Genomic DNA, 11,228 nt, shown 5'->3' with positions numbered 1-11,228 from the left:
CGACCAAAGCGGTAATTCCAGAAAAAGTCCATGGCGTTGTCGGAACCCGCGCGCCCGACAACATAGAAGTTCCGGTTGAGGTACACGGTCAGCTTGACGACGCTCTCGGCGGTGGTCAGCGACTGGTCGTAGCTGACCAGGACGTTCGATGACAGCCGCTTGCCGACGCTGACGATCTGGCCGCTGGTCGTATTGCTCGAGCCGAAGGAGCTGTTGCTGGCGATGCGGCTGCTCTCCTGGCGTCCACCGCCGTTGATCGTGCCACTGCTGACACCGAACTCGTCGATGCCCAGACTTCGCTGCAACTTGGTCAACGCGCCGCCATCCTGACCACCGAGGATGGTCTGCGCAGCAGCCAGCAGCACCGACGGGTCTCCCCCCGCGCCCTGCTGATCCGAGGCGTGGCCGAGGACCAGCCAGGAGAGTTTCTCGGCGTCCGGCACCGACGGGTCGGAGACCAGCCGGACGATCGGTCGCCTGGCCGTGCCGGTGACCTCGACGCCGGCCTCGACCGGCAGATTGGTGCGAATGGCGCGGATATTGAGGCCCGGATTGTCGAGCAAACCCTGGAAGTTGAGAATGCCGCGCTCGATCGCCAGTTTCTGGCCGTAGGCATCAAAACGGCCGCCAACCGTACGAATCGAACCGCTCGCCCGCGGCAATCCGGTGCCGTCCGAGGTGAGCTTCACGGCACCCGCCAGGCGGCTTTCGACACCGGCGCCGCGAAAGCGGAAGTGGCGGCCCAGGTCGGCATCCAGGTTAACCGACAGCAACCGCGCCGGCGGCGGAACCTTGACCCTGGCCGATCCCTGACGCTTGATCACCACATCCTCGGACAGTTGTGGCGTGCCACTCTTGGCCAGTTCCCAGTAACCGGCGTCGACCTTGAAGCGCCCGAGAACATCGAGCGCCTTTTCGCCCAGGGTCAGCTTGGCGTCACCGGAGACCAGCATCCATTGCTCCGGCCGCTGCGTGACGCCGAGTCGATCGACCTGCAGGTTGAGAACCCCGTCGGTATGTCCGAGGTGCAGGTTGCCACTGGCCTCGACCCGCCCCGGTTTTCCGGTCAGAGCGGCGACATCGAGGCCGGGATCGAGCACCAGGATGCGCGGCATCGGCTGGAAGTCACTTTCGAAGACCAGCTGCTTGAGCACCAGGCGGATATCACCCGCCGTCTCGCCGGTCAATTGCAACAACAACTTGCCACGTTCCAGCCGCATGGCGTGGTCCAGCGCACGCACGGCCAGCCCCTCGCCACGCAGCTCGCCGCTTAGGCGGGGCTGCGCCGGTGTTCCACCGACCGCCACCTCGCCGGCCAGACGACCGCCCAGTTGCCAGCCGTCGCCGACCAATCGCCCAGCCCAGGCGAGATCGGGCACGTTCAGCTTGAGCTGGCCGCGCCAGGGCGCCTGGCGCTTGACCAAGGAGTCCGCAGAGCCGGTGGCGTTCAGCTCGCCGCTCAGCTCACCGAACTTTTTGCCGCGCAGCTTGAGCTGTGCTTCCAGCTGGCCGTCCGCGGCCAGCAGAGTGACGCTGCCCTCCTCCAGGCCCAGCGGCAGCGCACCGATCGACAGGTCGCCGCTCTCGCGCCACAGCCGCAGCCGGCCCGTCGGCGCTGTGGCTTTCACCGGCTTGCGCTTGCCGCTGACCTTGCTGCTGTTGGCGATATCCCACTCGGCATTGAGCCGCAGGGTTTCGCTGCTGCCCTTGGCCGCCTCCAGAACCGCCTCGAACAATTCCGGAAACTCGGCCAGCGTCGCCAGCACCGGCAGGCCGCGCAAACTGCCGGCGGTCTGCCAGCGCTGGCTTTCGTAAAGGACGCGTTCGAGGCGAGCCGACCAGCCGCTGCCAAGCAACTCCGCCGGTCCGGCACTGACCCGCTCCGCAGCCAGCTGCAACGGCAGCGCACCGCCAAGGCGAACGAAGGGCCTGGCCTTGTCCACGCGCGAAGAGACGCTCAGCTCGTTCAGCGTGCCAGTCCACACCATGCCACCAGCGGGCGTAGCCAGGCCACCCTCGAGCAACAGCCGCAGATCACGGCTGCCCGGCAGGCTGATCTGACCGCGCAACCGGTGCGCGCTGCGCACGCCTTCGGCGTCGAGTAGCAACTTGTTCAAGAGCGTCCCGCCATCCGGCAAATCCAGCCCGGCGAGGCGCAGCTTGCCCGACAGTGCGCCCTGCTTGCCATCGCCCAGGCGCGCGTCAAGCTCCAGCCCCCGAATCTCGCCGAAGCCCTTCGCCGCCAGACGTGCCGAGCGCAGATCAGCCGACAGTTCGGGCAGCTTGATGCTGCCACCGACAAGCAGCGTGCCGTGAATATCGCCGCTCACCCCCAGAGGATCGAGTTTCGGGGCCGCGATCGACAGCGTCAGCAGGTCGCCGCGGGCGCCAAAAGCGCCTTTCGCCGTCAGGTGGTTGCCGGCCGCGTCGAGCTCGACGTCGGCCTTGCGCAGACGCTCGCCGACCAGGTCAATCTCGCCGCGCCCGGAAAGTGGCCGCGCGCGAAAGAGGCTGTCGTGCAGTTGAAAACGCAGTCCGAGCGTGAGCTGCGGCTGGCTGCTACCGCTGGCGTCGAACTCGGCATTGAGGCGCGCCGCCGGCACCTCGGCGAAGCGGCTGGGATCGAAATTCTTCAGGCTTCCCTGCACGGCAAACTTGCCGGCGTCCACCAGACCGAGCTTGCCACTGGCGACCAGACTGGCGTCGCCGGTGGCCAGACGCAGCATATCGACGACAATCTCGGTCGGCTCGATGGCGATCTTGCTCTTGATCGTGAACTGCGGATCACGCAATTCGGCTTCCAGCAACTGGCGATTCAGGCCAAGGCTGGCGCGCAGCGGCCCGGCGAGTTTCGTCGGGCGCAGAGTGCTGTACAGCGCGCGCGCGTCGAGCGCTGTCGCCGCCAGGCGCAGGGTCAGTTCGGCATCGCGCAGTGTGCCACGGCCGCGCAAGCGCCCACCGCCGGAAAGGCGAAGGTCCAGATCGGCCAGGCGCAGTTCGTCGTCAGCGAGCGCGAGGTCTGCATGCAGTGACTGAACTGGTATCAGTTGCCGGTCGATGGCGCCTGGGCGACGATTGACCACGGCCAGGCGCCCACCCAGGCCGCCGGATGAATCGCCGAGCGGCTTCAACTCGGCGCGCACGTCGAGTGCCGCCTCCGGCGCGCCCTTGCTCCACGCTGCCGGGTCGACTCCCGAGAGCCTGGCGACCAGTTCGCGGATTGGTTGTGACCGGAAAGGATTGATCTGCGCGCTGACTTCGCCAGCGAAGTTTTCGCCGGCCCTGGCTTCGAGGGGCCGGCCGCTGCCGCGAACAGCAAGCGCTTCGAGCGGCCCGTCGGCAGCCAGATCGAAAGCCAGCGCGCGGCCGGCCGCCTCGCCCTCGATGCTCGCGGTGGCCGCCAGCGCATACGGTTTGTCGCCTGCCAGCGAGGCTTCGGCGGTGACCGCGAGACCACTGACGCGGGCGCCTGCCACGGACAGGCGGTGCAGCACGCCATCGCTCGACAACTGCGCTTCGAGCACTTCGACGATGGTCGCCGCCTTGCCTTCCGGATGGGCGTGGTCGCCTATTGCGATACTGCCGAGCTGTAATTGCTCGACCTCGACCGCCAACGGCAGGCGCAAGCTCGCGGGCACCAGCAGCGGCTCGTCGCTGGGAAGGTTGGCGATGCGCAGACTGGCCGCGGCGATCCGGGCGACCGACAGTCGCCCGTGCAGTAGATCGAGCGGGCGCCATTCGAGCTGCAGGTCTTCGAGCTGAACATCCAGTGTCGCGTCGCGCCAATGCAGTGAGCGTAGGGCAAACGACCGGTAGAGCGCCCCGCTCGGTTCCGTCAGAGTCAGCTGCCCACCGGTAAACTGTCCGATCGCCCGACAGGCGACGCGAAAACCGCTCTCGCTGCCGAGCAACCAGGCGACGCTGCCGAGCACGGCGAATGCGACGCCAAACAGCGCCAGCCACGGCCAGCGGCGGCACCGCGGCGGCGGCGGGGCCGCCGGGGCTGCGGGCGCCTCCTCGCTCATCGGCCGAGGTTCCTCTGGCTGCTCGCTCAAAACGGTATCGCCAAAGAAAAATCGAAGCGCACCTTGCCTTCGCGCTCGCCATAGGCGAGGTCGAGACCGAGCGGTCCGACCGGGCTTTTCCAGCGCGCGCCAAGGCCGTAGCCAACCGCCAGCTCGAAGGCATCGCGACTGTCCTGGGCGTCACCGGCATCGACAAAAGCCGCTGCACCCCATGAAGGCGTGATCCAGTGCGTGTATTCGGCGCTCATCGTCATCAGGTAACGCCCACCAACGGTCGCCGAGCCTTCCGCCACGCCAAGGCTTTGATAGGCGTAGCCACGCACCGAGTTGCTGCCACCGGTGCGAAAGAGAAAATCCTGCGGAATGCCCTGCCGCGACGGCGCGAAGGTCACGCCCAGCTCGCCGCGAAAGAGCAGCCCGTCGCTGGCGCCGAGCGCCACCCCCTGACTGTAGCGCGCATAGGTACGGAGAAAATCCTGGTCGGAAAAGAGCTGCTTGCTGCCGCCTCCCAGCTGCAGTTGCAGCGCGATGCCCTGCGCGGGATCATGCGCCACCGGCGCATGCCGCCAGGTCCAGCCAGCCTGCGCCGTCAGGGCCTGGTTGGTGGTGGTCGGCGCCCCCTTGGGGGTCTGCTTCTCCTGCAGCCAGTTGACCCCCAGACGCTGCTCGACGCTGCCGCGCTGCTGGGTGCGGGTGGCGCCCACCGAGACGCTCTCGAGTGCCAAATTCTCGATATCGGAACTCTGAATGGCCATGCCCACGCCATCGCGCCGACGCCGCTCGTCCGGTGGAAAGAAAACATCGGCATAGGCTGTCTGACGCAGTTCCTCGAGGCGCAGGCCGGTGGACAGTTCCCAGGCACGACCGAACAGATCGCTGCTGCGGTAACTGGCTTCGACCCGGGCCCCGGTATTGGTGCTGTAACCGGCGCCCAACGACACCTGGTAGGGCGCGCGCTCGCGAACATGCACGCGCACCGGCGCCGTCACCCGGGCTTCACCATCAAGCGGCGAGGCTTCGCCGTCCTCGCCGCGGTCCAGAGAAACGGTGACCGACCCGAAGTAGGGAGTGTCCTGCAAGGCGGTCTGAAAGGCCAGCAGCTTGTCCTCGCGGTAGTTGGCGCCGACAGCGACGCTGCGGTTGAAACGCTGCACCAGCTCCGGCGAGTAGCGCTTGAGGCCGCTGATTTGCAGCTCGCCGAAGCTGTAGCGCGGACCGGGTTCGACGACGACGCGCAAGTCTACCCGGCAAGCCTCGGGATCGACCTCGGCGAGGCTGTCCTGCAGGCGACCGCCCGCGTAGTCGACGGCGAGCAGATCGGCCAACAATGATTGCTTGGCGTCGTCCCAATCGGCTTGCCGAAACGGCTGGCCGCTGTTCAGCTTCCAGCCACTCAACAGCGCCTCCCGGCGTGCCGGCTCGATCTCGCCGACGATCTCCAGTTCGACCTTGCCGACCATCGAGCGTGGGCCAGGCTGGACGTCGACCAGCAGTTCACCATCGTGCTCGCGCACGACGACCGCGGGTGAAAAGTAACCCTCGGTCGCCAGCAGCTTGGCCACTTCACGCTGCATCCGCCGTTCGAACGCGGCTTGCGCCGGCGCGTCGGCAACGTCCCCGAGGTCCAGGTAACTACTCAGCAGCTCACGCACCTCTGCCGGCGCCTGCAATTGCGGCACGGTAGCGGAGGCAGGCAGGGCGAGCAGCAACGCCGCCATGGCAAAAGGCTTGTACATCTTCATCAAAGCGGGAGTGGCAAGCGTTGAAGTGACCGTGAACGTTCTGTCGACCTGCGCACAGGCGCCGACGAGGTCCGCCGAACGGCCCGGAGCCGCGATCGCGAACGGGTCATAGGATAACCGTTTTGCAGCGCGGACTGACAAGATCCGCAGCGAGAAGAAACAGACCGTTGACCAGACGCATCGCACGGCTACTGGCCAGTGGGGACCGCCTGACGCGGGACACCGGTTGCCGCAGAAAACCGTGCACAGACAGCTTTCGCCGTGACTGACCGACGCTCGCTTAGCAGACAGACGGCTGCCATTGGCCGCCGTCTGTCTGGCTGGAAGGGACAGGGCTTGGCCGGCTCAGCTCTCGCCGCGCCATTTCTGCCAGTTTCCAGATCCGATCAAAATGGCAAGCACTGTTCGGAATGAGGTAATTCGGAGATGCTCAGTCGGCGCAACATCGCGGTCTTCTTCTCATGGTGCATTTCCATGCGGTTCAATACATCGCACAGGAATTTCAGCGTTTGCAGGATGTAGGGACCCTTGTTGAGCATCACGCATTCGGCGCGGGCGCCCATCGCGGCGTCGGTCACCTCCGCGCGCGATGGCATGCCACCCTTGGCCAGCGACTCGAGAACCTGTGTTGCCCAGATCACCGGAATGTGCGCCGCCTCGCACAGCCAGAGGATTTCCTCCTGTACCTCGGCAAGGCGCTCGAAACCCACTTCAACGCCGAGATCGCCGCGGGCCACCATGACCGCTGCCGTCGAGTGGCGCATGACGGCGAACAACAGTGCCGGCAGGCGACTGAAGGCCTTCTGCGTTTCGATCTTGAGCACGATGCCCAGGTGCGAAGCGTCCAGCCGCTCGAGCTCGGCGATCAGTTGTTCGATATCGCGCGGCCGCTGCACGAAGGACATCGCCACCATGTCGGCGTGGCTGGCAACGAATTCGAGCGCGTCGAGGTCGTCCGGGCCCAGTGCCGGTAGTTTCAGATCGGTGTCGGGCAAGTTGATTCCCTTCTCGGCGTGAAGCTTCGCCGCACCGCCTGCGGCGTAGGTGATCTCGACGTCGAATCGATCGGGCATCACCTGGCGGATCGTTCCGGCGATCTTGCCGTCGTCGAGGAAGATCCTGTCGCCTTGGCGAACGCACGAAAAGGCCTCGTCGATGGCACATCCGACGAACGCTGCTTCGACAACCGTTCCGTCGCTGTCCACGACGGCGTTGCGGCCGGGAATGGTACCGCTGACCACCTGCAGCGTGTCGCCGGGCTTGAGAAGGATCGCTTGCGGACGCGGTGGCAACTCGCCGATCACGGCATGGGCGACGACCTTCCGGTAGCGGCGCAGGGTCAATTCGGTGCCGGCAGTGACATAGGCCGTGCGGATCGCCTGACACAGGCAGGAATCGCCGGACGCGTCGATGATTTCGAGCGTGCGCGCCCGACCACGCGCGTCGTGCAGGTCGATCAGATCACCGACCGTGGCTCTGGCCAGCAGGTCGCCCCGGACGGGGATCGCGTTCCCTTCGATGACTTGCTCCGTGGACGCCTGGACCAGGCGAACCAAAGCCGGCGCGATGGTCTGACCCAGGGCATTTCGCTGTGGCTTCCATTTGATGACTCCTGTCGCCGCCTCCACTTGTCCGGTTCGCAGCTTCGGCCCGGCCAGGTCGCAGCATACCTTGCACGAACGCCCGACCGTCTTCTCTGCCTGCCGCAGGTGCTCGACCATGCGCGCCCAGGCGTCGGCGTCGTCGTGGGCGCAATTGATGCGCATGATGCCCATACCCTGTTCGAGAAGCCCGCTGACGAACGACGGGTCGCTGGCTGCTTCGCTTGGCATGGTCACCATGATCCGGGTGGCACGGTCGGCTGGCACCGTGCCAAGGATCGCGTTGGCGTGCTCGGCGAGAACCGCGCAGCCCTCCCGAAACAGGATCGGCGGCACCGACCCGACCTGCACCGCCCTGGTTCCCGCGCCCAAGAGGCACAGCGCATCGGCCACGCTGTCGAGCGTGGCCATGACATGCGCCTCCATGCGCCCCAGGGAACTCAGGCCGAGCCGGCCCAACTCGCGTTGCAGGATGCGAATATCAACGCGTCGCACGGCCAGATAGTGCGCGAGGTTTCGGGCACTCGCGCTGAAAGCGGGCGCGGTCAGCCGCAAGCGGTCGCCGAATTCCTGCTCGACGGCCACCGCATCCTTGCGCAGTCGCTCGACAGCGAGCGCCGCGCCACCTACCAGGGCGAGCCGCGACGGCTCGTCCGCATTGCTGGTTTGCCTGTTGTTCACGTCAACGCTCTCCGATCGATTCGTGGTATTCCCGAGGACGGAGTGTCGAGGCGGCAGGTTTCAGTGGCATGACGGCGGCGCAGGGCGGGTACCGCGAGCGCTGGCCAAGCACCGAGCACCTGGCGGTGCCCCAGCGGTCAGAGTGACGCCGTTCGCACGCACGCCAACGCCGATGGACTTCGCGCGCATAATGCCACGGGGCCCCTCCCGGGCGTGCTCACAGACAGGGCTGCCGGAGGTGGCGATCGCCAGCTTCAACGACAGCCGCTCAGGCCAGTGCGTAGCGCCGACAGCGTGCGCCGCAAGCACATCCAACGAGCTCGGGACTACCTGGAAAAGGAAAGGACGACGATGCTGCGCTTATCGCTGATCATCGCCAGCCTCGCGTTGTCGGCGACGGCCGCTGCTCAGGACGCCGTCAGCACCGACGGCGACAAGTACAGGGTTCTGCTCGAGAACGAGCGCGTGCGCGTCCTGGAGTACCGCGATCGGCCGGGAGAGAAAACTCATCAGCATCGACACCCGGCCTTCGTTCTCTACGCCATCGAACCGTTCAAACGAACGATCACTCTGCCGGACGGCAAGCTCATCGTCAGGGAGTTCAAGGCCGGGGAAGTGCTGTGGTCTGAAGCACAGACGCACATCGGGGAGAACGTGGGACAAACCGACACGCACGTGATAATGGTCGAACTCAAGCAAGACACAGCCGACAAGACGGAAAAAAAGTAGTCAGGCGCGGGGCGATTGCCAGCGATAGTCTGGAAAAATCTGGTTAACACAAGTTTCATGTCGATGTTCTGGCCACTTGGGAGCAGGAAGCGCTCGTCGACGCGCGCAGCGGACGTCGACCGACATCGCCGCCGGATGCTTTCTCGCCTCCGCCTCGCACCATCGGAGTGCGCTGTCCACGCTTTCGCCGCCGCGTGGCCCCCTATCGCCGGCATCCCGGCCGATGGCCAGCGTTTAACTGCCGCCAAGCATTGCACCGCGCGATCCGTATTCGGTATGATCCATGGGACAAATGTTCACCGTCGCTTCTCGCAAGCGTTTCCACCAAACCACTCCCACGGAGCTCCATTATGGCAAAAGCCGAAAAGGTCAAGAAATCCCAAAAGTCTGCAAAAAATCAGAACGCCGAACAAGTTGAAGTGGCCACCGTCGCCACCCCTGACTTTGTCAAGATCACCAAGGTTGTCGGCCGGCAGATCCTCGATTCGCGCGGCAACCCGACCGTCGAAGTCGACATCACGCTCGACAACGGTTTCATGGCCCGTGCGGCCGTCCCCTCCGGCGCTTCGACCGGCGAATTCGAAGCCTGCGAATTGCGCGACGGTGACAAGAAGGTCTACCTCGGCAAGGGTGTAAAGAAGGCGGTGGCAGCGGTCAACAGCGAGATCGCCAAGCTGCTCAAGGGCAAGAACCCGCTTGACCAACGCGCCCTCGACGAGGCGATGATTGCCCTCGATGGCACGGCCAACAAATCGAACCTGGGCGCCAACGCGCTGCTCGGCGCATCGATGGCGATCACCATGGCCGGTGCCAACGTCAGCAAGATGCCGCTCTGGAAATACATCGGCAAGATCCATTCCAATCGCGATTTCTGTCTGCCGACGCCGATGGCCAACATCATCAACGGCGGCAAGCACGCCGACAACCTGATCGACTTTCAGGAATTCATGATCATGCCGGTAGGCGCACCTTCCTTCTCGGAAGGGCTGCGCTGGATCACCGAAATCTTCCACGCCCTGAAGAGCATTCTCAAAAAGGGTGGGCACGTCACCGCCGTCGGTGACGAAGGAGGCTTCGCGCCGAACCTGACCAACGACGAATCTCTCGAAGTGATCATGGAAGCGATCGTCGCTGCCGGCTACAAGCCCGGCAAGCAGATCGGTATCGCGCTGGACTGTGCTTCTTCCGAGCTCTTCGACGAAGGTGACCGCAAGGGTTACAAGTTCTGGAAGTCGAATCCGGACAAGCTGTTCACCGACGACGACATGATCAAGGTGTACAGCGACTGGTGCAAGAAGTACCCGATCGTGTCGATCGAAGACGGTCTCGACCAGAGCGACTGGGAAGGCTACGTCAAGCTGACCAAGGCACTCGGCAAGACGGTGCAGATCGTCGGCGACGACTTCTTCGTCACCAACCCGGTCCGCCTCAAGCAGGGCATCGAAATGAAGGCGGCGAACGCAATCCTGATCAAGGTCAACCAGATCGGCACGGTCACCGAAACGCTCGACGCGATCAAGATGGCACAGAAGGCCGGCTACGGCGTCATCTCCTCGCACCGTTCGGGTGAAACCGAAGACGCGTTCATTGCCGACCTGGCGGTAGGCACCGGCGCCGGCCAGATCAAGACCGGCTCGCTGTCGCGCACCGACCGCATCTGCAAGTACAACCAGTTGCTGCGCATCGAAGAGCAACTGGGCAGCAAGGCCGTCTACAAAGGCCTGAAGTCGATCAAGGGCGCCGGCTTCTGAGCGACCAGACCGCAGCAATGAAAAAGGCATCGCCTCGGCGATGCCTTTTTTCTTTGCCGCTCGCTATTCGCCGCCGTCGCCGATCTTGATCGGCTTGCTGTGCGGGGCGATGTGCCGCGGTAGCAGCAAGGACAGCAGCCCGGCAACGAGGACGAAGGCCGTCGACGCCCACAGGCAGGCGACCAGACCGTTGCTCGGCCCGCTCTGCAGGCCCCACTGATAGAGAGCACCCGAAAGAACCGTGCCGGCCAGACGGCCGCCAGCATTGGCCATGTAATAGAAGCCGACATTCATCGCCACCTTGTCGCTGTCGGTATAGGCCAGGATCAGGTAGGAGTGCACCGCAGAGTTGAGGGCAAAGACCGCACCGAAGATGATCAGTCCGGCGACCACGACGATCGCCGGCGCCACACCCGCGCTCAGCGCCAGGGCGATGCCGGCCGGCAGCGCGGCGAGGACAAAGGCGAGGATCGTTGCCGTGCGACCGTCGGGCTCGTGCTGCCCCTCGACGCGACGGCGCAGCAGCCGTGGAGTCGCCGCCTGGACGATGCCGTAGCCGATCACCCAGAGCGCAAGGAAACCACCCGCCTGCCAGAAAGACCAACCGAGCACGCTGCGCAGGAATACCGGCAGGCCGACGACGAACCAGACGTCGCGGGCGCCAAAGAGGAAGATGCGCGCCGCGGCCAGCTTGTTGAC

Annotated in this window: 5 protein-coding genes and 1 pseudogene; 2 read left to right on the top strand and 4 right to left on the bottom strand. The window is 65.1% G+C overall.

Annotation, left to right across the window (positions count from 1 at the left end; genetic code table 11):
• The 3 genes from RUW20_RS07780 to RUW20_RS07770 form a co-directional block, all read right to left on the bottom strand.
• Positions 1 to 4,025 (bottom strand): translocation/assembly module TamB domain-containing protein (locus RUW20_RS07780; RefSeq protein WP_313951635.1); only part of this gene is annotated, 4,025 nt, incomplete at its 3' end.
• Between the two features lie 26 nt (positions 4,026 to 4,051).
• Positions 4,052 to 5,767, bottom strand: a complete 1,716-nt coding sequence (locus tag RUW20_RS07775; RefSeq protein ID WP_313951634.1) for an autotransporter assembly complex family protein — start codon at positions 5,765 to 5,767, stop codon at positions 4,052 to 4,054.
• Positions 5,768 to 6,153: 386 nt separating this feature from the next.
• Entirely contained in the window at positions 6,154 to 8,049 is a 1,896-nt protein-coding gene (locus RUW20_RS07770) for a pyruvate kinase (protein ID WP_313951633.1), read from the bottom strand.
• A 351-nt stretch (positions 8,050 to 8,400) separates the two neighbouring features.
• On the opposite strand from RUW20_RS07770, the gene RUW20_RS07765 reads away from it, so the two are divergent.
• Together RUW20_RS07765 and eno are read left to right on the top strand one after the other, a co-directional pair.
• A complete protein-coding gene (locus RUW20_RS07765; protein ID WP_313951632.1) occupies positions 8,401 to 8,778 on the top strand; it encodes a cytoplasmic protein in 378 nt (125 codons plus the stop codon).
• Positions 8,779 to 9,197: 419 nt separating this feature from the next.
• Entirely contained in the window at positions 9,198 to 10,529 is a 1,332-nt protein-coding gene (gene eno, locus RUW20_RS07760) for a phosphopyruvate hydratase (protein ID WP_313951636.1), read from the top strand.
• A 63-nt stretch (positions 10,530 to 10,592) separates the two neighbouring features.
• On the opposite strand, the pseudogene RUW20_RS07755 reads toward eno, so the two are convergent.
• Positions 10,593 to 11,228: pseudogene (locus RUW20_RS07755) on the bottom strand (MFS transporter); the annotation flags it as partial.

Origin of the sequence: Accumulibacter sp., from assembly GCF_032229525.1 — a bacterium.
Taxonomy (GTDB): domain Bacteria; phylum Pseudomonadota; class Gammaproteobacteria; order Burkholderiales; family Rhodocyclaceae; genus Accumulibacter.
This window is presented reverse-complemented; position numbering and strand designations above follow the sequence as displayed.